General features: G+C 58.8%; 19 protein-coding genes. 13 read left to right on the forward strand and 6 right to left on the reverse strand.

What is annotated here, in order from left to right:
• Positions 1 to 3: 3 nt before the first annotated feature.
• The 3 genes from cyoA to EGY12_RS12110 all read right to left on the reverse strand — a co-directional run bounded on the left by cyoA (position 4) and on the right by EGY12_RS12110 (position 3503).
• Positions 4 to 954 (reverse strand): cytochrome o ubiquinol oxidase subunit II, encoded by a 951-nt coding sequence (cyoA, locus tag EGY12_RS12100; RefSeq protein WP_049199884.1) that lies wholly within the window; start codon positions 952 to 954, stop codon positions 4 to 6.
• Between the two features lie 440 nt (positions 955 to 1394).
• Positions 1395 to 2873: a muropeptide MFS transporter AmpG gene (gene ampG / locus EGY12_RS12105; protein ID WP_123893802.1), complete on the reverse strand. Its 1479-nt coding sequence runs from the start codon at positions 2871 to 2873 to the stop codon at positions 1395 to 1397.
• A gap of 51 nt (positions 2874 to 2924) precedes the next feature.
• Complete coding sequence (locus tag EGY12_RS12110; protein ID WP_123893803.1) at positions 2925 to 3503, reverse strand: lipoprotein; 579 nt, start codon at positions 3501 to 3503, stop codon at positions 2925 to 2927.
• Positions 3504 to 3817: 314 nt separating this feature from the next.
• On the opposite strand from EGY12_RS12110, the gene bolA reads away from it, so the two are divergent.
• The 9 genes from bolA (at position 3818) to EGY12_RS12155 (ending at position 14469) form a co-directional block, all read left to right on the forward strand.
• Positions 3818 to 4132 carry a transcriptional regulator BolA gene (gene bolA, locus EGY12_RS12115; protein ID WP_004940361.1) on the forward strand — a complete coding sequence of 105 codons (315 nt, stop codon included), beginning with the start codon at positions 3818 to 3820 and terminating at the stop codon, positions 4130 to 4132.
• Between the two features lie 367 nt (positions 4133 to 4499).
• A complete protein-coding gene (tig, locus tag EGY12_RS12120) occupies positions 4500 to 5804 on the forward strand; it encodes a trigger factor (protein ID WP_004940358.1) in 1305 nt (434 codons plus the stop codon).
• 438 nt (positions 5805 to 6242) lie between these two features.
• Positions 6243 to 6866 carry an ATP-dependent Clp endopeptidase proteolytic subunit ClpP gene (gene clpP / locus EGY12_RS12125; RefSeq protein ID WP_016928858.1) on the forward strand — a complete coding sequence of 208 codons (624 nt, stop codon included), beginning with the start codon at positions 6243 to 6245 and terminating at the stop codon, positions 6864 to 6866.
• 142 nt (positions 6867 to 7008) lie between these two features.
• Positions 7009 to 8280 (forward strand): ATP-dependent protease ATP-binding subunit ClpX, encoded by a 1272-nt coding sequence (gene clpX / locus EGY12_RS12130; protein WP_004940354.1) that lies wholly within the window; start codon positions 7009 to 7011, stop codon positions 8278 to 8280.
• 194 nt (positions 8281 to 8474) lie between these two features.
• Entirely contained in the window at positions 8475 to 10829 is a 2355-nt protein-coding gene (lon, locus tag EGY12_RS12135; protein WP_033647305.1) for an endopeptidase La, read from the forward strand.
• 216 nt (positions 10830 to 11045) lie between these two features.
• Positions 11046 to 11318 carry a nucleoid-associated protein HU-beta gene (gene hupB, locus EGY12_RS12140; RefSeq protein WP_004940351.1) on the forward strand — a complete coding sequence of 91 codons (273 nt, stop codon included), beginning with the start codon at positions 11046 to 11048 and terminating at the stop codon, positions 11316 to 11318.
• A 177-nt stretch (positions 11319 to 11495) separates the two neighbouring features.
• Positions 11496 to 13379: a peptidylprolyl isomerase gene (gene ppiD / locus EGY12_RS12145; protein ID WP_123893804.1), complete on the forward strand. Its 1884-nt coding sequence runs from the start codon at positions 11496 to 11498 to the stop codon at positions 13377 to 13379.
• A gap of 138 nt (positions 13380 to 13517) precedes the next feature.
• Positions 13518 to 13901 carry a helix-hairpin-helix domain-containing protein gene (locus EGY12_RS12150; protein WP_123893805.1) on the forward strand — a complete coding sequence of 128 codons (384 nt, stop codon included), beginning with the start codon at positions 13518 to 13520 and terminating at the stop codon, positions 13899 to 13901.
• A 154-nt stretch (positions 13902 to 14055) separates the two neighbouring features.
• Positions 14056 to 14469 (forward strand): thioesterase family protein, encoded by a 414-nt coding sequence (locus EGY12_RS12155; RefSeq protein WP_004940344.1) that lies wholly within the window; start codon positions 14056 to 14058, stop codon positions 14467 to 14469.
• Between the two features lie 35 nt (positions 14470 to 14504).
• On the opposite strand, the gene queC is transcribed toward EGY12_RS12155, so the two are convergent.
• Together queC and EGY12_RS12165 are read right to left on the reverse strand one after the other, a co-directional pair.
• Positions 14505 to 15203, reverse strand: a complete 699-nt coding sequence (gene queC, locus EGY12_RS12160; RefSeq protein WP_123893806.1) for a 7-cyano-7-deazaguanine synthase QueC — start codon at positions 15201 to 15203, stop codon at positions 14505 to 14507.
• 115 nt (positions 15204 to 15318) lie between these two features.
• A complete protein-coding gene (locus EGY12_RS12165) occupies positions 15319 to 17034 on the reverse strand; it encodes an SgrR family transcriptional regulator (RefSeq protein WP_123893807.1) in 1716 nt (571 codons plus the stop codon).
• 104 nt (positions 17035 to 17138) lie between these two features.
• Between EGY12_RS12165 and cof the strand changes: the two genes are divergently transcribed.
• Entirely contained in the window at positions 17139 to 17963 is an 825-nt protein-coding gene (cof, locus tag EGY12_RS12170; RefSeq protein WP_123893808.1) for an HMP-PP phosphatase, read from the forward strand.
• 60 nt (positions 17964 to 18023) lie between these two features.
• Here the strand turns inward: cof and EGY12_RS12175 are convergent, their stop codons facing one another.
• A complete protein-coding gene (locus EGY12_RS12175; protein WP_123893809.1) occupies positions 18024 to 19064 on the reverse strand; it encodes a PLP-dependent cysteine synthase family protein in 1041 nt (346 codons plus the stop codon).
• A gap of 122 nt (positions 19065 to 19186) precedes the next feature.
• On the opposite strand from EGY12_RS12175, the gene EGY12_RS12180 reads away from it, so the two are divergent.
• From EGY12_RS12180 to smdB, 3 genes are all read left to right on the forward strand, one after another.
• Positions 19187 to 19648, forward strand: coding sequence for an Lrp/AsnC family transcriptional regulator (locus EGY12_RS12180; RefSeq protein ID WP_004940330.1), 462 nt, complete (start codon positions 19187 to 19189; stop codon positions 19646 to 19648).
• 92 nt (positions 19649 to 19740) lie between these two features.
• Positions 19741 to 21516 carry a multidrug efflux ABC transporter permease/ATP-binding subunit SmdA gene (gene smdA / locus EGY12_RS12185; RefSeq protein ID WP_123893810.1) on the forward strand — a complete coding sequence of 592 codons (1776 nt, stop codon included), beginning with the start codon at positions 19741 to 19743 and terminating at the stop codon, positions 21514 to 21516.
• Positions 21509 to 23287 (forward strand): multidrug efflux ABC transporter permease/ATP-binding subunit SmdB, encoded by a 1779-nt coding sequence (gene smdB, locus EGY12_RS12190; protein WP_123893811.1) that lies wholly within the window; start codon positions 21509 to 21511, stop codon positions 23285 to 23287. Before smdA ends, smdB begins: the two co-directional genes overlap by 8 nt.
• Positions 23288 to 23423 lie beyond the last annotated feature (136 nt).

A 23423-nucleotide genomic window follows, 5' to 3' on the forward strand; every position in this document is an offset into this window, starting at 1 on the left:
CAGTTATTCCTCGGCTCCGGCGTGAGCAGCATGTTCACCCATGTCCATACCTTGGCTCATGTCCATGCCTTCGTGCGCACCAGCGCCCTTGTGCATATCCATGTCGCCCATGAATTTGGCAATTGTTTCTTTGAACAAATTCGGTTTGACAGCGGCAAAGTACTCGACCGGGTTGTTTTCACTCGGCTCTGCCAGTTTGTTAAAGTCGTCGGTGGTGTTCAGGTTTTTAGGCGATGCCTTCACCTTCGCCACCCATTGATCGAAGTCGCCTTCGGTCGGGGTAACGATCGCGGTGAATTTCATACCGGAGAAGCCTGCGCCGCTGTAGCTGCTGGAGATGCCCTTGTAGGCACCGGCTTCGTTGCCGATCAGGTGCAGTTTGGTCTGCATGCCGGCCATCGCATAAATCTGTCCACCCAACTGCGGGATAAAGAACGAGTTCATTACCGAGTTAGAGGTGATCTTGAATTCGACTGGAACATCTTTCGGGAAAGCCAGCTCATTAACAGTCGCAATGCCTTGTTCCGGGTAGATGAACAGCCATTTCCAGTCGAGCGACACCACTTCGATCGTCATCGGCTTCTTGTCGGTGACAATCGGCTTGAACGGGTCGAGTTCGTGGGTAGTCTTCCAGGTAATGGTGCCAAGGATGGCGATGATAATGATAGGAATGGTCCAGACGACCGCTTCGATCTTGTTGGAGTGGGCCCAGTTCGGACTGTACTTGGCGTCTTTGTTGGAAGCGCGATACTTCCAGGCAAAGGCGAACGCCATGAAGATAACTGGCACCACCACGATCAACATCAACGCGATTGCAGTGATAATCAGTGTCCGTTGCTCAACACCAATTGCTCCTTTGGGATTCATCAAAACCATATCGCAACCACTGAGCAATACAGTGGCTGCGATTAATGACAGCATCCCAATACTTTTATTGTATTTCTTAAGTCTCATCTAACGACCTCAATAACAAAGGCTCAATTGTCGTTTCATGTGTGCGGGCATTTTACGGGAAGGTTGCAGTACTGTAAACATGCTTAAGGGAGTGTCAGCGGCTTGTTGACACTTTCTGTTAAGGGGGTCACAGATGTAACCCTGCGTGACAATTTACCAATGACAACAACGCGTTGGCACGCTGAATCGTGACGAGCAGCCCGTATGTGAAGGAAAACTAAAGGTATGATGAATTTGGTGAAGAAATGCGCGGCGGGGAAATACGCAGAAAAGGTTTATTTAATGTAAAATAATTGTGTCTTAAAGGTGAATTTAATTTTATTTCCGAGTGCGGTAGTCGGATAAAAAAATAATTTCCGCGTCGATTATCTTTTTTTACCAAAATAAATATATCCCCGGATCGCTTTTTTTTCGGCCGGCGAAATCGCCGGCCGGTCAGATTATGCCAAACGGGTGCGGCGCAGGGCCAGGTAATCCAGCGTGCTGCCCATCGCGACGCCGAGCAAACTCAGCGCGGCGCCTGCCTGCAGCAGCCGCTCTGCCAACAGCGGTGCCTGCGTCCAGTCGAGCGCATTGGCTATCAGCAGCAGCAACCACAGGCCCAACAGCGAGCAGCCCAGCGTCAACAGGTGCAGCGCCCAGCGGTAAGATCCTGAAAACTCGGTGCGCGGCATAAAGTCGCCATGTTGCTGGGTATGTTCCAGCGTCTGGCGGCAGATGCCGAGCAGCAGCAAGCCGGGCAGGGCTGCGGCGATAGAGAACAGGTAGAACAGCGGCCAACCGTGGGCTTCGACGAACCAGCCGGCGATCGGGCCGACATAGACGCGCCCCACGGCGGACAGCGCCGACAGCAGCGCGAACTGGGTGGCCGAGAACGAACGGTTGCACAGCGTCATCAGCAGCGCCACGAAGGCCGCGGTGCCCATGCCGCCGCACAGGTTTTCGAGGAAGATGGCGCTGCCCATGGTGAGCAGGCTCTTGTCGGTCACCGCCAGGATCCAATACCCGAGGTTGGAGACCGCCTGCAGGACACCGAACAGCATCAGCGCGCGGAACAGGCTGAGACGTTGCATCAGCACACCGCCGAACAGGGCGCCGACGATGGTGGCGAACAGGCCGAGGGTTTTGTTCACCAGCCCGACTTCACCGGCGTCGAACCCCACGCCGCGGATCAGGAAGGTGGTGCTCAGGCTGCCGGCGAAAGCGTCGCCCATTTTGTACATCACGATTAGCAGTAGGATCAGCCAGGCGTTATTACGGCCGAAGAAATCACGCAGCGGCGCGACGACCGCCTGTTCCATGGTGCGCGGCGCCGGGATGCTTTCGTCCGGCTCTGGTGCCAGCAGCGTGGCGGCCACGCCGATCAGCATCAATCCAGCCATCAGCCAGTAGGTGGCTTGCCAGCCGAAATAACGATCCGCCAGCCACAGCGCCAGGCCGCCGGAAACCAGCATCGCCAGCCGGTAGCCCAGCACCGAGATTGCCGCGCCTGCCCCGCGTTCTTCGGCTTTCAACAGGTCGGTTTTATAGGCGTCGAACACAATATCCTGCGAGGCGGAGCAGAACGCCACCAGCACCGCTAACGCTGCCAGCCACCACAGGTGCTGCGCGGGTTGCATAAAGCCCATCGCCACGATCGCCGCCACCAGCAGCAGCTGGCTAATCAGCAACCAACCGCGCCGCCGCCCGAGGAACGGTGGGGTATAGCGGTCCATAAACGGCGACCAGAGGAATTTGAAGACGTAGGCCTGGCCCACCAGCGAGAAGATGCCGATAGTTTTCAAATCGATATTTTCGACGGTCATCCAGGCTTGCAGCGTGCCGGAGGTCAATGCCAGCGGCAGACCTGACGCGAAGCCCAGCAACAGCAGAATGGCGGAGTTACGCTGGGTGAAGATGTTCAGATAGTGTTTCGACATGAGTTCCCTGTCTGCGCCGCCCGATCTGCCGGGCGGCACAAGGCGCGTCGATTAGCGCGCGTTTTGCTTGATGAAATCGTTGACGCTGGTGTCCTGGGCCATGTCGGCGATTACGTCGCCCAGCACGGTATTGACGGCGTCGGTGATCTTCTCGTTGGTCGCCGTGAAGGCGCCCTGCACGTTATACGTCGAGCGGTAATTCTTCACCTGCTTGTTGCCGTTCTTCGCTTGGGCGATGATCGAGATGTCGGCTTTGGTGGTGATGTTGTAGCGCAGGTTACCTTCGGAGACGTCCGCGTACAGGTTGTTGACGACGATCTGCAGCGCCACCGGGCCGTCGGCGCCGATCATGTAGCCGCGTGCACCCATCTGTTTCTCCAGCACTTCCTGCAGCAGGAAACGCAGATCGCGCGATGGCGTCAGCGTGACCAGTTGGCCGTCACGGTTCACTTTGGCCAGCGCCTGATCGGTGCGCTGATCCGCGCCGTTGATGCTGACGGTGATGCCCTGCAGGGTTGGATCCTGCTGCGGCAGAACGATTTTCGGCGTCACGTTCAGGGTGTTGCTGCTGGTTGCACAGCCGGCCAGCAGCAGTGCGGCCAGCAAAGGAAGACAAAGTTTCTTTATCATGTTTTCTGTCTCATTCTCGATGGATTTAGCAATAATCAGAGCGGGATGGCCGATAACAAATTGCCGACATCATAGCATCGCCGCCGTAGGGTGGAAGCGCGGAAGGCGCATGAGTGACAAATTTTTACCTGCCGTTGATAAAAACACGCTTTTTTGGCCCGCTCAATCGGATAATCCCCCAAGCGGTGGGGATGGCGCTCATCATTTGACCGCAGAAAACAGAAATTTGTCCCGGTGATGGTCTAAATGGGGGAAAACCGGCTAATATTGAACTAGATGGGCATGGTCCTCTGCCGGTGTTGTAAGGAGATCCTATGATTCGCGAGCAAATAGAAGCAAAGTTAAGGGCGGCGTTTGAGCCCGCGTATCTGGAAGTCGTTGATGAAAGCTATCGTCATAACGTTCCGGCGGGTTCAGAAAGCCATTTCAAAGTGGTATTGGTCAGCGATCGCTTCGTCGGCGAACGTTTTTTGACGCGCCACCGCTCCATCTACGGCGTGCTGTCGGAGGAGTTGGCGGACGGCGTACACGCGCTGGCGTTGCACACCTATACGCTCAAAGAGTGGGAAGGGCTGCAGGATACCGTGCCGGCCTCGCCGCCGTGTCGCGGCGCCGGGACGCTGGCCTGAGGGGGAAATTTTCAGGTATCAGTGGAACTTTGCCCTTGAATTAGGGTATTACTACTGACGAATTTTGAAACGGCCTGCGGGCCGTTTCTGTTTTTGACGACGACACGGCCGATGCGCAATATGGCCAACGTTCGGTCTGTTTTGGCGGCCTTTTGGCGATCGAATCGGCAAAAGTGTGAGTTTTAGCGCGCCTGCGCCGCCTAGCTTTCCTCGACTCGCCATGCATGCGCCGCTATAATGTCGCGTCTTATTTTTCCGGAATGGTTTCGGGACGCTTCTGTCATCAGGGAACTCGGTTCTTATTTGTAGCCGTCCTGGTTCTTGGAACGGAGTTGACCGAGCACTGTGATTTTTTTGAGGTAACAAGATGCAAGTTTCAGTAGAAACCACTCAAGGCCTTGGGCGCCGTCTCTCTATTACTGTACCGGCTGATACTATCAAACAGGCGGTGAAGAAAGAGCTGATCAACGCAGCGAAAAGCGTGCGTATCGACGGCTTCCGCAAAGGCAAAGTGCCGATGAACATCGTGGAACAGCGTTATGGCGCCTCTGTTCGTCAGGACGTGCTGGGCGAAGCGATGCAACGCAGCTTCGTTGACGCGATCATCAAAGAAAAGATTAATCCGGCCGGCGCACCAAACTACGTGCCAGGCGAGTACAAAGAAGGTGAAGACTTCACTTTCGCCGTTGAATTCGAAGTGTATCCAGAAGTTGAGCTGAAAGGCCTGGAAAACATCGAAGTTGAAAAACCAGTGGTTGAAGTGAACGACGAAGACGTCGACGCGATGCTGGACACCCTGCGCAAGCAGCAGGCGACCTGGAAAGAAACCGATCGCGCAGCGGAAGCTGAAGATCGCGTGACCGTTGACTTCACCGGTTCTATCGACGGTGAAGAGTTCGAAGGCGGCAAAGCGTCCGACTTCGTACTGGCAATGGGCCAGGGCCGCATGATCCCAGGCTTCGAAGAAGGCCTGGTCGGTCACAAAGCGGGCGAAGAGTTCTCCATCGACGTGAACTTCCCGGAAGACTACCACGCGGAAAACCTGAAGGGCAAAGCGGCCAAATTCGCTATCGTGCTGAAGAAAGTTGAAGAGCGCGAGCTGCCGGAACTGACCGAAGAGTTCATCAAGCGTTTCGGCGTGGCGGACGGTTCCGTTGCCGGCCTGCGTACCGAAGTTCGCAAGAACATGGAGCGCGAGCTGAAAGGCGCCGTGCGTAACCGCATCAAGTCTCAGGCGATCGACGGTCTGGTGAGCGCGAACGAAATCGACGTGCCTGCTGCCCTGATCGACGGCGAAATCGACGTACTGCGTCGTCAGGCTGCACAGCGTTTCGGCGGCAACGAGAAGCAAGCGCTGGAACTGCCACGCGAGCTATTCGAAGAGCAAGCGAAACGCCGCGTAGTGGTTGGCCTGCTGCTGGGCGAAGTGATCAGCACCAACGATCTGAAAGCTGACGAAGACCGCGTGAAGACGCTGATCGAAGAAATGGCCTCCGCCTATGAAGATCCGAGCGAAGTCATCGAGTTCTACAGCAAAAACAAAGAGCTGATGAACAACATGCGCAACGTGGCTCTGGAAGAGCAAGCGGTTGAAGCCCTGTTGGCAAAAGCGAAAGTGACTGAAAAAGCCACTACCTTCAGCGAGCTGATGAACCAGACTCAACAGGCGTAATGCCGGCGTGCCGGGCGCGATGAAAGGCGCCCCCGGTTTCGCCTGGCGAATCGGTGCACGATGAAAAAGCCCGCAACCCCAGGTTGCGGGCTTTTCTTTTTGCCACGTTGCTGATTAATCTCAGGTTAAGCGATGCAATATGCACTATATTTACCCTGTTGCCTGGGGAACTGGCTGGCATGATAACGGTCAGAATAACGGCATCGTTTTCGGCGCGCGGAGAAAATCGGCCTCTGGGCTTGAAATCGCGCCGGGATCCCCCAATCTGTAAAGAATAATTCTGGGGCTGTTTGCCAAAGTGCGCGGGATGAAATAACCGTCGGGTACGTGTGGCGCGGGTCGAATGCTTGAGCATAGTCATCATGGCCGTTCTCAAGTAGAATCGGCGTATTAGGGTGACACCCTGGCCGCCAAGGCAATTTCTATTAGGAGACGGTAATGTCATACAGTGGCGAACGAGATCAATTTGCACCGAACATGGCGCTGGTGCCGATGGTGGTAGAGCAGACTTCACGCGGGGAGCGTTCTTACGACATCTATTCCCGCCTGCTGAAAGAGCGCATCATTTTCCTGACCGGCCAGGTGGAAGATCACATGGCCAACCTGATCGTGGCGCAAATGCTGTTCCTCGAAGCGGAAAGCCCGGAAAAAGACATTTTCCTCTACATCAACTCGCCGGGCGGGGTGATCACCGCGGGCATGTCGATTTACGACACCATGAAGTTCATCAAGCCGGACGTCAGCACCATCTGTATGGGCCAGGCGTGCTCGATGGGCTCCTTCCTGCTGACCGCGGGCGCCAAAGGCAAACGTTTCTGCCTGCCGAACTCGCGTGTGATGATTCACCAGCCGCTGGGTGGCTACCAGGGCCAGGCGACGGACATTGAAATCCACGCGCGTGAAATCCTCAAGGTGAAAGCGCGCATGAACGAACTGATGGCCGAGCATACCGGCCAGCCGCTGGAGCAGATCGAGCGCGACACCGAGCGCGATCGCTTTATGACCGCGGAAGAAGCCGTGGAATACGGCCTGGTTGACGGCATTCTGACACACCGCAGCTAGAACCACGCGGCGCCGATGGACTATAGTAATCAGAGTGGGCAGGGGCTCGCTCTGTTGTGGCCCCCCGGCGTTCCGATATGAGTTTGGGCGCACTGCCGCCGTGATTTTCCTGCGGGACAAGACTAAAGAAGAGGTTTGACTGATGACAGATAAGCGCAAAGACGGTTCAGGAAAGCTGCTGTACTGCTCTTTTTGCGGCAAAAGCCAGCATGAAGTGCGTAAGCTGATTGCCGGGCCGTCAGTGTATATCTGCGATGAATGTGTCGATCTGTGTAACGACATTATTCGCGAAGAGATTAAAGAAGTTGCCCCGCATCGTGAGCGCAGTGCGCTGCCGACGCCGCACGAAATTCGCCACCACCTGGATGACTATGTCATCGGTCAGGAGCAGGCGAAGAAAGTGCTGGCGGTTGCGGTGTACAACCACTACAAACGCCTGCGCAACGGCGATACCAGCAACGGTATCGAGTTGGGCAAGAGCAACATCTTGCTGATCGGCCCGACCGGCAGCGGCAAAACCCTGCTGGCGGAAACGCTGGCGCGCTTCCTGGACGTGCCGTTCACCATGGCCGATGCCACCACGCTGACCGAAGCCGGCTACGTGGGCGAGGACGTGGAAAATATTATCCAGAAGCTGTTGCAAAAATGTGACTATGACGTGCAGAAAGCGCAGCGCGGCATCGTTTATATCGATGAAATCGATAAGATTTCCCGCAAGTCCGACAACCCGTCGATCACGCGTGACGTCTCGGGTGAAGGCGTGCAGCAGGCGCTGCTGAAGCTGATTGAAGGCACCATCGCCGCGGTTCCGCCGCAGGGTGGGCGCAAGCATCCGCAACAGGAGTTCCTGCAGGTCGACACCTCCAAGATCCTGTTTATCTGCGGTGGCGCATTCGCCGGCCTGGATAAGGTGATCGGCCAGCGCGTTAACACCGGCTCCGGCATCGGCTTCGGTGCAACCGTCAAGGGCGAGTCCGAGAAGGCTACCGAAGGCGAACTGCTGCTGCAGGCCGAACCGGAAGATCTGATCAAGTTCGGTCTGATCCCTGAGTTCATCGGCCGTCTGCCTGTGGTGGCGACCTTGAGCGAGCTGAGCGAAGATGCGCTGATTCAGATCCTGAAAGAGCCGAAGAACGCCCTGACCAAACAGTATCAGGCGCTGTTCAATCTGGAAGGCGTGGAGCTGGAGTTCCGCGACGAAGCGCTGAATGCCATCGCCAAAAAAGCCATGGCGCGCAAAACCGGCGCCCGCGGCCTGCGTTCCATCGTGGAAGGCGCGCTGCTCGACACCATGTACGATCTGCCGTCGATGGACAGCGTAGACAAAGTGGTGATCGATGAGTCGGTGATCGCCGGCCAATCCAAGCCGCTGCTGATTTACGGCAAGCCGGAAGCTCAGGCGTCTGGCGAATAATTAACCAGTCAAACCAGAGCGTTATCAGCAAAATGGGGGATTTCATCCCCCATTTCTTTTTCCTGCATTCTTGCCGTTGAATGTAAGCGATTCATCCCCATATACTCATTAACCAGATTTTATGAAACGTTAGATGCTTGCGTCTCATGAGATTCCCCCTCAACCTGGCGGAAATTAAACTAAGAGAGAGCTCTATGAACCCTGAGCGTTCCGAACGCATTGAAATCCCCGTCTTGCCATTGCGCGACGTGGTGGTTTATCCGCACATGGTGATCCCGTTATTTGTTGGCCGGGAAAAATCGATTCGGTGCCTCGAAGCCGCAATGGATCACGATAAGAAGATCATGCTGGTGGCACAGAAAGAGGCCTCAACGGATGAACCTGGCATTAACGACTTGTTCTCGGTTGGCACCGTAGCGTCGATCCTGCAGATGCTGAAGCTGCCGGACGGCACGGTAAAAGTGCTGGTCGAGGGGCTGCAGCGCGCGCGTATCACTACGCTGTCCGACAGCGGTGAGCATTTTGCCGCGCAGGCAGAATACCTCGAGTCGCCGGCGATCGACGAGCGCGAGCAGGAAGTGCTGGTGCGCACCGCGATCAATCAGTTTGAAGGTTATATCAAGCTGAACAAAAAAATCCCGCCGGAGGTGCTGACTTCACTGAACAGCATCGACGACGCCGCGCGCCTGGCGGATACCATCGCCGCCCACATGCCGTTGAAACTCAGCGATAAGCAGTCGGTGCTCGAGATGTCCGACATCACCGAGCGTCTGGAATACCTGATGGCGATGATGGAGTCGGAGATCGATCTTCTGCAGGTCGAGAAACGCATCCGCAACCGCGTCAAGAAGCAGATGGAGAAGAGCCAGCGCGAGTACTATCTGAATGAGCAGATGAAGGCAATTCAGAAAGAACTGGGCGAGATGGACGACGCGCCGGACGAGCACGAAGCGCTGAAGCGCAAGATCGATGCGGCGAAAATGCCGAAAGAGGCGCGCGAGAAAACCGAAGCGGAACTGCAAAAGCTGAAGATGATGTCGCCGATGTCGGCGGAAGCGACCGTGGTGCGTGGCTACATCGACTGGATGCTGCAGGTACCGTGGAATGCGCGCAGCAAGGTGAAAAAAGACCTGAACAAGGCGCAGGAAGTGCTCGATACCGATCACTACGGCCTGGAGCGCGTCAAGGATCGCATCCTCGAATACCTCGCGGTGCAGAGCCGCGTCAGCAAAATCAAGGGGCCGATCCTGTGTCTGGTGGGGCCTCCGGGCGTGGGTAAAACCTCGCTGGGGCAGTCGATCGCCAAAGCGACCGGCCGCCAGTACGTGCGCATGGCGCTGGGCGGCGTGCGTGACGAAGCGGAAATTCGCGGTCACCGCCGTACTTACATCGGTTCGATGCCGGGTAAACTGATCCAGAAGATGGCCAAGGTTGGGGTGAAGAACCCGCTGTTCCTGTTGGATGAGATCGACAAGATGTCTTCCGACATGCGCGGCGATCCGGCTTCCGCTCTGTTGGAGGTGCTGGATCCGGAACAGAACGTGGCGTTCAACGACCACTATCTGGAAGTGGATTACGATCTGTCCGACGTGATGTTCGTCGCCACCTCTAACTCGATGAACATTCCTGCGCCGCTGCTGGACCGTATGGAAGTGATCCGCCTGTCGGGTTACACCGAGGACGAGAAGCTCAACATCGCCAAGCAGCACCTGCTGCCGAAGCAGCTTGAGCGCAATGCGCTGAAAAAAGGCGAGCTGACGGTCGACGACAGCGCCATCATCGGTATCATTCGCTTCTACACCCGCGAAGCCGGGGTGCGTAGCCTGGAGCGTGAAATCTCCAAACTGTGTCGTAAAGCGGTGAAAACGCTGCTGATGGATAAGAAGCTCAAGCATATCGAGATCAACGGCGACAACCTGAAGGATTACCTGGGCGTGCAGCGCGTCGATTACGGCCGTGCGGATACCGAAAACCGCGTAGGTGAAGTCACCGGGCTGGCGTGGACGGAAGTGGGCGGTGATCTGCTGACTATCGAAACCGCCTGCGTGCCGGGCAAAGGCAAGCTGACCTACACCGGTTCTTTGGGTGAAGTGATGCAGGAATCGATTCAGGCGGCGCTGACCGTGGTGCGCGCGCGCGCGGAGAAATTGGGCATCAACGCCGATTTCTACGAGAAACGCGACATCCACGTGCACGTGCCGGAAGGGGCGACGCCGAAAGACGGTCCGAGCGCCGGTATCGCGATGTGCACCGCGCTGGTCTCCTGCCTGACCGGCAATCCGGTACGCGCCGATGTGGCGATGACCGGTGAGATCACGCTGCGCGGCCAGGTGTTGCCGATCGGCGGCTTGAAAGAGAAGCTGTTGGCGGCGCATCGCGGCGGCATCAAAACCGTGCTGATCCCTTACGAGAACAAGCGCGATCTGGAAGAGATTCCGGATAATGTTATCGCCGATCTGGAGATTCATCCGGTGCAGCGAATCGATGAAGTTTTGAACATTGCGTTACAAAACCCGGCCTTCGGCGCACTGCCGGTAGCGGCAAAATAGTGACGAATCGCAAAAACCATTGATAAAACTTATACTGGCAAGCCATTTCGGACTTGCCAGTATTTTTTTGTACCGCTAAGTTAGATCTCTGTCGGCCCGCGTTTTGCCACCCAGTCGGTGGCTTGCTAAGGTTCGATGGGATTGATATAACAGCTGCGCTGTCGCAACCGTAGGGATTTTTCGGTGCGACGATAGAATTCTAGAGGGGATGATAGAGTGAATAAGTCACAACTGATCGACAAGATTGCCGCAGGTGCTGATATTTCCAAAGCGGCAGCGGGACGTGCTTTAGACGCAGTAATCGCTTCCGTTACCGACTCTCTGAAAGCAGGGGATGACGTGGCTCTGGTAGGTTTCGGTTCCTTCACCGTGCGTGAACGTTCGGCTCGTACCGGCCGCAACCCGCAGACCGGTAAAGAGATCAAGATCGCGGCAGCCAAAGTACCGGCTTTCCGTGCAGGGAAAGCGCTGAAAGACGCTGTAAACTGATTTAGCGTCTAACCGTTTAGCGTACAGGGTTTTGTAATAAACAATCACCTGACGCAGCGGTGCTGGTAAGGTAAGATACAAGGCGCATCGGACTGATGCGCTTTTTTTATTTTTGTCGCAGGGAACGCGCCTGCACAAGGGTTGTTAATCCACATCACAGCGGAGTGTTGTCACACTATGATGGACAATTTACGCGCGGCTGCCAATCACGTCGTGCTCAAAATCATCCTGGCCCTGATCATCCTGTCATTCGTTCTGACCGGGGTGGGTAACTACCTGATCGGCGGCTCCGGCGATTATGCTGCGAAAGTAAATGGTCAGGCGATCGAACGTGCTCAACTGGAGCAGGCGTTCCAAAGCGAACGCAGCCGCATGCAGCAGCAGCTGGGTGACCAGTTCTCTGCGCTGGCCGGCAACGAAGGCTATATGCAGCAGATGCGCCGCCAGGTGTTGTCCCAGTTGATCGACAACATGCTGCTCGACCAATACGCCAAGAAGCTGGGGCTGGCGGTCAGCGACGATCAGATCAAGGACGCCATCCGCAAGGCGCCTTATTTCCAGACCAACGGCCAGTTCGATAACGCCAAATACCTCGACCTGATCGGCCGCATGGGCTACACCGCCGACAACTTCGCGCAATCTATGCGTCAGCAACTGGTCAATCAGCAGCTGATCCAGGCCTTCGGCGAATCCGGCTTTGTGCTGCCGTCCGAATCGCAAGCCATGGCGGCGCTGGTGCTGCAGGAGCGCGACGTGCGCCTGGCGACCATCGATCTGAAGGCGCTGCAGGCGAAACAGAGCGCCGGTGACGACGAACTGAAAGCCTATTACGATCAGAACAAAAACAGCTTCATCGCGCCGGAGCAGGTGAAGGTGAGCTATATCCCGCTGGACGCGGCGTCCATGCAGGACAAGGTGAAAGTGAGCGAAGAGGACATCAGCGCTTACTACGACCAGCACAAGAGCAGCTACGGCCAGCCGGAGCGTAAGAACTACAGTGTGATCCAGCTGAAAACCGAGGCGGAAGCCAACGCGGCGCTGGACGAGCTGAAGAAGGGCGCAGATTTTGCCACCCTGGCGAAAGAGAAATCCACTGACATCATTTCACGCCGTACCGGCGGCGAGCTGGGCTGGCTGGAGCCGGAAACCACCGCCGACGAGCTGAAGCAGGCTAACCTGACCGAGAAAGGGCAGCTGTCCGGCGTGGTGAAATCTTCCGTCGGCTACCTGATCGTGCGATTGAACGATATCGAACCTGAGAAAGTGAAGCCGCTGAGCGAAGTGCATGATGCCATCGCCAAGCAGGTGCAGCAGGAGAAAGCGGTTGACGCGTATTACGCGCTGCAGCAGAAGGTGAGCGAAGCGGCGACCAGCGACAACGAATCGCTGGCCTCGGCTGAAGAAGCGGCCGGCGTGAAAGCGGCGCAAAGCGACTGGTTCACTCGTGACAACATTCCTGCCGCGCTGAACTTCAAGCCGGTCGTGCAGGCGATCTTCGACGGCTCGCTGATCGGCGAGAACGGCGCGCCGGGCAGCAACTCAGACGTGATCACCGTAGACGGCGATCGCGCCTTCGTGGTGCGCGTGAGCGGCCATAAGCCGGAAGGCATCGAGCCGTTCGACCAGGTGAAAGACCGCGTGGCGGAGCTGGTGAAGCGCAACAAGGCGGTGCAGGAAGCGAAGCTGCAGGGCGAGAAGCTGTTGGTTGAGCTGAAGCAGGGCAAGGGCGACGAGGCGATGAAAGCCGCCGGCCTGAACTTTGGTGCCGTGCAGAAGATGGCGCGTGCGCCGGAAGACAGCCAACTGGTGGAGAGCGTGTTCGCGTTGCCGCATCCGCAGGACGGTAAACCGGTGTATGGCATGTCGCAGGATCGCCAGGATAACGTGGTGCTGATCGCACTCGATGCGGTGAAGCCGGGCACGCTGCCGGAAGACGAAATGAAAACCTTCGTGGGCAAGATGGAAGAGGGCGCGACCGGCGTCTCCTTCGATTCGCTGCTGGCAAGCCTGCGTAAAGAAGCCAAAATCAAAATGGGCGCCGCTGAGCAACAGCCTCAGTAATCGCCGCATTTTTCTGCAACGCAGTGCAACAAACAAAGGCCGCTTTCGCGGCCTTTTCCACATCTGATATCTGTCGATTGCTGAATATCCGCCGCCGCGGCAAGGTAGCCGTGCTGTCACACACAAGGAGGATACAGCATGCAACATACAGAGAAAAAATCAGCGTTATCAGGTTATCAGCATCATATGAAAGCTGCGCTGACCGCGCTGTTGCTATGCCTGGCGGGGCCGGCCGCCGCGGTGGATAAAGCCGATGCGCCGGCGCCTATGCTCTCAACCCCGGCGAGCAATGGCGGGCAAGCGATGATGACCAAGGCAACCGAAGAGGCGGCGGTCAGCATCAATCAGGCTACCGCCGAACAGCTGGCCTCCGCTTTGAGCGGCGTCGGTTTGAAGAAGGCGGAAGGCATCGTGCGCTACCGCGAACAGAACGGGCCGTTCACCCAGGTTGAGCAGTTGCAGGAGGTGCCAGGGATCGGGCCGGCGCTGTTTGAGAAGAACCGCACCCGGCTGAAAATGTGATCCCGGTCGCGGCTGCGTGGCAAAATGCCGCTGAAGCCGTGACTCCTCTGCTACATTTTACAGGTCTTACCAGTTTGGCGCGTTGACCAAACGGGCGAGGGAGCCTTCGCGGCTCCCTCTTTCTGTAATCACCAGGCAGGAGCGATCGTTCCCTATGCAGACCTTTATCAAAGTTCGCGGTTATCACCTTGATGTCTACCAACACGTTAACAACGCCCGCTATCTGGAGTTTCTGGAAGAGGCACGCTGGGAGTGGCTGGAGAACGAGGCCGGGTTCCGCTGGATGACGGAAAACAACATCGCTTTCATCGTGGTGAACATCAATATCAATTATCGTAGCCCGGCGGTATTGGGGGATAAGTTGCGTATCGACAGCCAGATGGTGCAGCTCAACGGCAAGAGCGGAGTGTTGAGCCAAAAGGTGACGCAGGATCCGGCGGGGACGCCGGTGGCCGACGCGCTGCTGACTTTCGTGTGCGTCGATCTGAAAACGCAGCGTGCGCTGCCGATCGAAGGGGAATTGCGCGAGCACCTGGAGGCGCTCACGCTGAAGGATAATCCGCAGTAATCTCTCGGGCGGCAGAGGCTGCCGCCCTCACTGCCTCAGGCCAGACCGGCCTTCTGTTTCAACGCCGCCATCACTTCTGCCTGGTTGGCGCGGTACTGCGTCAGGCCATTGGCGCGCAGGTTGCAGGCGGCGCACTCGCCGCAGCCGTCACCCTTGATGCCGTTGTAGCAGGTCAGCGTATCCTGGCGCACGCGATCCAGCTGGTGGTAATAATCCGCCAGCGCCCAGGTTTCGGCCTTGTTTAGCCACATCAGCGGCGTTTCGAAGCGGATATCGCGGGCGATACCCAGCGTCACCGCCTGGTTCAGCGCTTTAACGAACTCGTCGCGGCAATCCGGGTAGCCGGAGAAATCGGTTTCACATACGCCGGTGATCACCGCTTCCGCTTCCACCTGGTAGGCGTAGATCGCCGCCAGCGTCAGGAACAGGATATTGCGGCCCGGCACGAAGGTGCTCGGCAGCGCATTCTTCTGATTGGGATCGTAGGCGGGAACCGGAATATTGTCGCGCGTCAGGCTGCTGACGGCCAGCTCGTTGAGCAGCGTTACGTCCAGCACCTTGTGCGCCTTGGCGCCGAGGGCCACCGACAGCTCCTGAGCCACTTCAATCTCGGCGCGATGGCGCTGGCCGTAATCGAACGTGACGCAGTGAACTTCGTCATACTGTTGCAATGCCTGAATCAAGCAAGTCGTGGAGTCTTGTCCACCGCTGAAAACGACAACCGCGCGCTTCATAAAATCACCTTTTTGGGCTTTGGCCTCTCCCGATACACATTCGGGCGGCAGGATAAAAATTGCGTTGCGGCGACAATAGTAGCAGAAAGGGCCGCCAGGCGCAGGGCGGTTCGGCTCAGGCCGGTGCGTCGTCCAGCGGCGGCGGCAGCCACGCCTGGCAAAAATCGAACCAGCCGTGGGCGGTCAGCGTGACGCCATGCATACGCGGCGGCGCGCTGATCTGATACTGATAGTGAAACAGTGGTGTGATGATGGCGGCGGCCATCAGCCGTTGATAATAAGCCTGCAGCTGTGCGAAGCGCGGTTGCTGCGCCTGCAGCTGTTGGATCTGTCGCAGCGTGTCTTGTTGCTGCCGCCAGCGGCTTTCCGTCAGGATGCCGCGCCACAGCGTATCCTGCCTCAGCCAGCTCTCCAGCGTCGCCTCCGGCGCCTCGCCGATCAGGTTGTCCGCCAGCAGCAGATCGGCTTGGGCGATCTGTTCCTCGCTTTGCCAGCGCTTGCCGGCATAGTAGCGCACCTCCAGCTCGCAGCCGTGCTGCGCCAGCAGCCGTTGCAGCGCGACCGTCACTGTCTCCAGCTCGACCGGCGGCCGATACAGCAATGTCAACCGAGCGGGCAGCGGGACATCATCCTCAATCTGCTGGCTGGGAATACGCCAGCCGGGCAGCATTTCATGGCTGGGGGTGATCACGCTGTTGGGGATCGGCAGATGACTCAGCAGGCCGGACTGCTGGATCAGCATCAGCAGTTTTTGCCCCTGGGCTTCGCTCAGCACGCCGTGGCGCAGATTCAGCGCCAAATAACACCAGCCCAGGCTCATGCTGCGCTGCACCGGCCGGGCCTGCGCCAAATCGTCTTGCTGACCTATGGTGATGCGCACCGGATGCTGGCAACTGGTGTCGGTGCTGGCGGTGGGCAGGTCGGGGGTGATCCAGTATTCGATGGTGTCCAGATATGGGTGCTGCAGATGGTAACCGGCGTGTTGTTCCAGCCGCACCAGTTGAGGTTCATTCAACGCCAGCTTGAATGGGCCGGCGCCGATGCCCGGCAGCTCCGGGTGCGTCATCAGGCAAGGCAGCTCCGCCAGCCGGTGGGCCAACCAGTAGTCTGGCAGGTGCAGATCGAACTGGATGCACAGCGGATGCGGCAGGCTGATGTGCGCGACGTTGGCCAGGCTGGGTTGGCTGCGCGGATGGTGCTGCAGTTTTTCCAGCGTTTGCAGCAGCTGTGGGCCGGTTAACGGTTCGCCGTTGTGCCAGCGCAGCTGGCTGCGCAGAAAGAAGCGCCAGCGCAGGCCGTGATCGCCAATCTGCCAGTGGTGCGCCAGATCGGGCTGTGGTTCCGGGTTACCGGTCATCAGGCGCGTCAGCCCGGCGTGCAGGGTCGATACCAGATGTTGCTCGGCACGGCCGGTCAACGTGAGCGGATCGAGCGTTTCCAGGGTGCGGTAATAGGGAATGCGCAGCGTCGGGCTGCCGGCCTGCCATTGCCCGCCGAGGTGCGGGCTGAGCAGATCCTGCAGGTGCTGCGGATCGAGCTGCGCCATCTCCAGCGCCCCCTGATGGTTGCCCTGTTGCAGCAGCTGTTGCAGCAGCTGAGCGCGCAGTTCATCCGGGGTTTTCAGGCAGTGCAGGCGGGCGCGTTTGCCGCGACCGGGCTGTGAATGCCAGCTCAGCCAGCCCTGATCCTGCAGCTGTTGCACCAGCGTGCGGGCGTGCCGTTCGCTGCAGTAGAACATCGCCGCCAGCTCGCCGATGGTCACGGCGACCGGCGCGCTGCCGAGCTGTTGGTACAGGCGTTGATATTGGCTGAGACGGTGAACCAGGCGCATGGGCAGAAATCCGGAACAGTTTTCTCAAATTGTTCACTATTACTTCCGCAAATACCATCCCATACTGCACGGATTGTAATCGCGTTCACATTCAAGAGGTCTTTATGTATCGCCTGGCAGCTTTCGATATGGACGGCACGCTGTTGATGCCGGATCACCGGGTTGGCCCGGAAACGCTGGCGGTGCTGAACCAGCTGGTGGAGCGGGAGATGGTGGTGACGTTCGCCACCGGGCGGCACTACCTCGACGCGCAGCCGATCATGGCGCAGCTGGGGCTGCAAGGCTACCTGATCACCGGCAACGGCACGCGAGTGTATGATAACCGCGGCCAACAGCTGCACGCCACCGATCTGCCGGCGGAGATCGCCGAAGAGGTGCTGCATCATCATTGGCGCACCCGCGCCAGCATGCATGTGTTCCGCGATGAAGGTTGGCTGACCGAGTTTCCCGTGCCGGAAGAGATGCTGCGGGCGCACCACCTGAGCGGCTTTCGTTTTCAATTGGCCGACGTGCGTCGCCTGCCGGCGTTCGGCAACAGCAAGGTGTGCTTTGTCGCGCCGCATGAGGAGCTGCTGGCTTTACAGGTGCAGCTGCGGGCACAGCTGGGCGACGAGGCAGACCTGTGCTTTTCCGCTTACGACTGTCTGGAAGTGCTGCCGCTCGGTTGCAACAAAGGCACGGCGCTGGACCGGCTGAGCCGCCATCTGGGGCTGACGATGGCCGACTGCATGGCGTTCGGCGACGCGATGAACGACAAAGAGATGCTGGGGGCGGTGGGGCACGGCGTGGTGATGGGCAATGCCCTGCCGCAGTTGAAATCCCTGCTGCCGCAGCTACCGGTTATCGGCCATTGCCAACAGCAGGCGGTGGCCCACTATTTACAACATTGGCTGCGTTCACCTTGCCTCACCTATTCCCCCGAAGAATGAGGTTCTCCTTACAGCCGGCCGGGTATGACTACCCGGCTTTTTTTTACCCGGAGCCTGGCGTTACAAATCCGCCAGCTGCGCCAGATACGGCTGCAGGTCGCCGATGTTGCTGCTGACCCATTCCGGGTTGTAATAGGTATCCAGATAACGCTCGCCGCTATCGCACAGCAGGGTGACGATCGACCCCTGTTCGCCGTTTTCCCGCATCTGTTTCGCCAGCTGTAGCGCGCCCCAGACGTTAGTGCCGGTGGAGGCGCCGACCTTGCGGCCGAGTACGCCTTCCAGCCAGTGAATGGTGGCGACGCTGGCGGCATCCGGCACCCGCAGCATGTTGTCGACCACCGAAGGAATGAACGACGGCTCGGCGCGCGGGCGGCCGATGCCTTCGATACGGCTGCCGCAGCTGCCGATCAGGGTGCGATCGCCGTGGTGGAAGCAGTCATAGAACACTGAGTTTTCCGGATCGACCACCGTCAATTGGGTGTCGTGCCCCTGATAGCGGATATAACGCCCCAGCGTGGCGGAGGTGCCGCCGGTACCGGCGCTCATCACGATGTGTTTCGGCACCGGGAAGGGTTCGCGCGCCATCTGGCGGAAGATGCTGTCGGCAATGTTGTTATTGCCGCGCCAGTCGGTGGCGCGTTCGGCGTAGGTGAACTGATCCATATAGTGTCCGTTCAGCTCTTTCGCCAGCTGTTCGGAGGCGGCGTAGATCTGGGCGGCATGATCGACGAAGTGACAGCGGCCGCCGTAAAAGGCGATCTGTTCCACCTTGCGGCGCGCGGTGCAGGACGGCATCACCGCGATGAACGGCAGGCCGATCAGACGAGCGAAGTAGGCTTCTGACACCGCGGTGCTGCCGGAAGAGGCCTCGATAATGGTGGTGTTCTCGGTGATCCAACCGTTGCACAGGCCATAAAGGAACAGCGAACGCGCCAGACGGTGCTTCAGGCTGCCGGTCGGGTGGGTGCTTTCATCTTTCAGATACAGGCAGATACCGGGAAACGCCGGCAGGTTCAGGCGAATCAGGTGCGTATCGGCGGAGCGCTGAAAATCCGCTTCTATTTCACCGATAGCATATTTTACCCAAGAGTTTGTCATGATTTGGCCTCAGAATAGGGGGCTGGTTTATGGCGTAGCATAGCCTGTCGGCAGGAAAAAAGGATTGCCATTTTTCCTGTTTAATCGCCTAATGAGAGAAAATTTTTCTCCTGGTGTCCGCTATGCTAGATAAAACAGACCGTAAGCTGCTGTGCATGCTGCAGCAAGACTGCACCCAGTCGCTGCAGGCGCTGGCCGATGCGGTCAATTTGACCTCGACGCCGTGCTGGAAACGGCTGAAGCGCCTGGAAGACGAGGGCTATATCCGCGGCCGGGTGGCGTTGCTGGATAACGAAAAGCTCGGTCTGGGGCTGACGGCGTTCGTGCTGATCAAGACCCAGCAGCACAGCAGCGAGTGGTATCAGGCGTTTGTGCAATTGACCAGTCAGATGCCTGAGGTGCTGGCGTTCTACCGCATGGCGGGGGAGTACGATTACCTGATGCAGGTCGAAGTGGCGGACATGAAAAGCTACGACGGCTTTTATAAGCGCCTGGTGAACGGCGTACCGGGCCTCATCGACGTCACCTCGAGCTTTGCCATGGAAAAAATCAAATACACCACCGCGCTGCCGGTGCCGGAGTGAAAAGTTCACCAGACGGGCGGCTCAACGGTGGTATCCTGCTCTGCTGAAGCAGAAAAAGAGACAAATCCCATAAAACCCTGGAATCAAACTGCGTGAGATTATTTGCACAAATCGGCTGGTATTTCCGCCGTGAGTGGCGCCGCTACCTCGGGGCGGTGGTATTGCTGATCGTCATCGCCATCCTGCAACTGCTGCCGCCTAAGCTGGTCGGCATCATCGTGGACGGCGTCACCGAAAAACAAATGTCTACGGGCGTGCTGATGGCTTGGCTCGGGCTGATGATCGGCACTGCGATCGTCGTTTACCTGCTGCGCTATGTGTGGCGGGTATTGCTGTTCGGCGCGTCTTACCAGTTGGCGGTCGAGCTGCGCGAAAACTTTTACCGCCAGCTCAGCCGGCAAAACCCGGCGTTTTACCTGCGCCATCGTACCGGCGATCTGATGGCGCGCGCCACCAACGACGTGGATCGCGTGGTGTTCGCCGCCGGCGAAGGCGTGCTGACGCTGGTGGATTCGCTGGTGATGGGGTTGGTGGTGCTGGTGGTGATGAGCACCCAAATCAGCTGGCAGCTGACGGTGCTGGCGTTGATCCCGATGCCGCTGATGGCGATCGCCATCAAGTATTACGGCGACCAGCTACACCAGCGCTTTAAATCAGCGCAGGCGGCGTTTTCCAGCCTGAACGATCAGGCGCAGGAAAGCATGACCAGCATCCGCATGATCAAGGCCTTTGGTCTGGAGGATCATCAATCCAACCGCTTCGCCGAAGTAGCGGCGCAGACCGGCGCCAAGAACATGCACGTGGCGCGGGTAGATGCGCGCTTCGATCCGACCATTTATATCGCCATCGGCGCCTCTAACCTGCTGGCCATCGGCGGCGGCAGCTGGATGGTGGTGAACGGTTCGCTGACGCTCGGGCAACTGACCAGCTTTGTGATGTACCTCGGCCTGATGATCTGGCCGATGCTGGCGTTGGCCTGGATGTTCAATATCGTCGAGCGCGGCAGCGCGGCCTACAGCCGCATCCGCAGCCTGCTCGATGAGGCGCCGGCGGTGCAGGACGGCCCGCAGGCGTTGCCGGCCGGGCGCGGCGTGCTGGACGTGGATATTCGCGCGTTCCACTATCCGGAAAATCCACACCCTGCGCTGCATGACGTGGCGCTGACGCTAAAGCCGGGGCAGATGCTGGGGCTGTGCGGGCCGACCGGCGCCGGCAAGTCGACGCTGTTGTCGCTGATCCAGCGCCAGTTCGACGTCGACCAAGGGCAGATACGTTATCACGGTCTGCCGTTGCCGCAGGTCAAACTCGACGACTGGCGATCGCGGTTGTCGGTGGTGAGCCAGACGCCGTTCCTGTTCTCCGATACCGTGGCGAACAACATCGCGCTGGGCCATCCGGGAGCGACGCAGGCGCAGATCGAACAGGCGGCGCGGTTGGCCAGCGTCCATGAGGACATTCTGCGGCTGCCACAGGGCTATGACACCGAGGTGGGCGAACGCGGCGTGATGCTGTCGGGCGGGCAGAAACAGCGCATCTCCATTGCGCGTGCGCTGCTGCTGGATGCGGAGATCCTGATCCTCGACGACGCGCTGTCGGCGGTGGACGGCCGTACCGAGCACCAAATCCTGCACAACCTGCGCAGCTGGGGGCAAGACCGCACGGTGATCATCAGCGCGCACCGGCTGTCGGCCTTGACCGAAGCCAGCGAGATCCTGGTGATGCAGCACGGCGGCGTAGCGCAGCGCGGCGATCCGGCGGCGCTGGCGGCGCAGCCGGGCTGGTATCGCGATATGTACCGTTATCAGCAGCTGGAAGCGGCGCTGGACGAAGCGCCGGAAAACAGCGAGGAGGCGTTGGCCGATGAATAAAGTGCAAAAGCTGTGGCCGACGCTGAAGCGGCTGCTGGCCTATGGCTCGCCGTACCGCAAACCGCTGGGGCTGGCGGTGCTGATGCTGTGGATCGCGGCGGCGGCGGAAGTCGCCGGGCCGATCCTGGTGAGCTATTTTATTGATAACTACGTCGCCAAAGGGCAGCTGCCGCTAATGATCGTCGGCGGGCTGGCGGCGGCTTACATTCTGCTGGAGCTGCTGGCGGCGGCGCTGCACTACTTCCAGGCGCTGCTGTTCAACCAAGTGGCAGTGGGAGTGGTACAGCGGCTGCGCACCGACGTGATGGACGCCGCGCTGCGCCAACCGCTCAGCGCCTTCGACACGCAGCCGGTCGGGCAATTGATCTCGCGCGTCACCAACGACACAGAGGTGATCAAGGATCTGTACGTGATGGTGGTCTCCACGGTGCTGAAAAGCGCCGCGCTGATCGGCGCCATGCTGGTGGCAATGTTCAGCCTCGACTGGCGCATGGCGCTGGTGGCGGTCTGCATCTTCCCGGCGGTATTTGTGGTGATGGGCATCTATCAATACTACAGCACGCCGATCGTGCGCCGGGTGCGCAGCTATCTGGCGGACATCAACGACGGTTTCAACGAAGTGATCAACGGCATGGGCGTGATTCAGCAGTTCCGCCAGCAGGTGCGCTTCGGCGAACGCATGAGCGCCGCCAGCCAGTCGCACTATCTGGCGCGCATGCAGACCCTGCGGCTCGACGGTTTCCTGCTGCGACCGCTGCTCAGCCTGTTTTCGGCGCTGGTGCTGTGCGGGCTGCTGATGCTGTTCGGCTTCAGCGGCGAAGGCGTGATTGGCGTCGGCGTGCTTTACGCTTTCATTAACTACCTTGGGCGCCTGAACGAACCGCTGATTGAGCTGACTTCGCAGCAGTCGATCTTGCAGCAGGCGGTGGTGGCCGGCGAACGCATTTTCGAGCTGATGGATCGCAGCCAACAGAGCTACGGCGCCGACGATCGTCCGCTGGCCGGTGGCCGCATCGACATCACCGATCTGAGCTTCGCTTACCGCGCGGACAAAAAGGTACTGCAGCACATTTCGCTGGCGGTGCCTTCGCGTGGCTTCGTGGCGCTGGTCGGGCATACCGGCAGCGGCAAGAGCACGCTGGCCAACCTGCTGATGGGGTATTACCCGGTCAGCGAGGGGGAGGTGCGCCTCGATGGTCGCCCGATCTCCAGCCTGTCGCACCGCACGCTGCGCCAGGGCGTGGCGATGGTGCAACAGGATCCGGTGGTGATCGCCGATTCGGTGCTGGCTAACGTCACACTGGGGCGCAACATCGAGGAAGACGCCGTGTGGCGGGCGCTGGAAACGGTGCAGCTGGCGAGTCTGGTGCGCGGCTTCCCGCAGGGTATTCAGACCCGGCTGGGGGAGCAGGGCAATAACCTGTCTGTTGGGCAGAAACAGCTGCTGGCGATGGCGCGGGTCTTGGTGCAGGCGCCGCAGATCCTGATCCTCGACGAGGCGACCGCCAATATCGACTCGGGCACCGAACAGGCGATCCAGCGCGCGCTGCGTGCGATCCGCGAGCACACCACGCTGGTGGTGATCGCCCACCGGCTGTCGACCATCGTCGATGCCGATTCCATCCTGGTGCTGCATCGCGGCCAGGCGGTAGAGCAGGGCAACCATCAGCAGCTGCTGGCGCAGCAGGGGCGCTACTACCAGATGTACCAGCTGCAGCTGGCGGGCGAGCAGTTGGCGGAAGCGGTACGCGAAGAGAGCCAACCCGCCTGAGCATGGGCCGCGATCGCGGCCCTTCTTTTTTTCCCACGCACCACAAGCAGGCAACCCGCCTGCGCCATGCCCCCTTTCTGCACTTTTTCGACGCGATGCGCACCAAATCAGTGCGCGATATTTAATCAATTCAGGG

Origin of the sequence: Serratia sp. FDAARGOS_506, from assembly GCF_003812745.1 — a bacterium.
GTDB lineage: Bacteria > Pseudomonadota > Gammaproteobacteria > Enterobacterales > Enterobacteriaceae > Serratia.

What these genes read in the sequence shown, in the direction of transcription:
- cyoA (WP_049199884.1), bottom strand. Translation starts at nt 954, where the DNA reads ATGAGACTTAAGAAATACAATAAAAGTATTGGGATGCTGTCATTAATC.
- ampG (WP_123893802.1), bottom strand. Translation starts at nt 2,873, where the DNA reads ATGTCGAAACACTATCTGAACATCTTCACCCAGCGTAACTCCGCCATT.
- EGY12_RS12110 (WP_123893803.1), bottom strand. Translation starts at nt 3,503, where the DNA reads ATGATAAAGAAACTTTGTCTTCCTTTGCTGGCCGCACTGCTGCTGGCC.
- bolA (WP_004940361.1), top strand. Translation starts at nt 3,818, where the DNA reads ATGATTCGCGAGCAAATAGAAGCAAAGTTAAGGGCGGCGTTTGAGCCC.
- tig (WP_004940358.1), top strand. Translation starts at nt 4,500, where the DNA reads ATGCAAGTTTCAGTAGAAACCACTCAAGGCCTTGGGCGCCGTCTCTCT.
- clpP (WP_016928858.1), top strand. Translation starts at nt 6,243, where the DNA reads ATGTCATACAGTGGCGAACGAGATCAATTTGCACCGAACATGGCGCTG.
- clpX (WP_004940354.1), top strand. Translation starts at nt 7,009, where the DNA reads ATGACAGATAAGCGCAAAGACGGTTCAGGAAAGCTGCTGTACTGCTCT.
- lon (WP_033647305.1), top strand. Translation starts at nt 8,475, where the DNA reads ATGAACCCTGAGCGTTCCGAACGCATTGAAATCCCCGTCTTGCCATTG.
- ppiD (WP_123893804.1), top strand. Translation starts at nt 11,496, where the DNA reads ATGATGGACAATTTACGCGCGGCTGCCAATCACGTCGTGCTCAAAATC.
- EGY12_RS12150 (WP_123893805.1), top strand. Translation starts at nt 13,518, where the DNA reads ATGCAACATACAGAGAAAAAATCAGCGTTATCAGGTTATCAGCATCAT.
- EGY12_RS12155 (WP_004940344.1), top strand. Translation starts at nt 14,056, where the DNA reads ATGCAGACCTTTATCAAAGTTCGCGGTTATCACCTTGATGTCTACCAA.
- queC (WP_123893806.1), bottom strand. Translation starts at nt 15,203, where the DNA reads ATGAAGCGCGCGGTTGTCGTTTTCAGCGGTGGACAAGACTCCACGACT.
- EGY12_RS12165 (WP_123893807.1), bottom strand. Translation starts at nt 17,034, where the DNA reads ATGCGCCTGGTTCACCGTCTCAGCCAATATCAACGCCTGTACCAACAG.
- cof (WP_123893808.1), top strand. Translation starts at nt 17,139, where the DNA reads ATGTATCGCCTGGCAGCTTTCGATATGGACGGCACGCTGTTGATGCCG.
- EGY12_RS12175 (WP_123893809.1), bottom strand. Translation starts at nt 19,064, where the DNA reads ATGACAAACTCTTGGGTAAAATATGCTATCGGTGAAATAGAAGCGGAT.
- EGY12_RS12180 (WP_004940330.1), top strand. Translation starts at nt 19,187, where the DNA reads ATGCTAGATAAAACAGACCGTAAGCTGCTGTGCATGCTGCAGCAAGAC.
- smdB (WP_123893811.1), top strand. Translation starts at nt 21,509, where the DNA reads ATGAATAAAGTGCAAAAGCTGTGGCCGACGCTGAAGCGGCTGCTGGCC.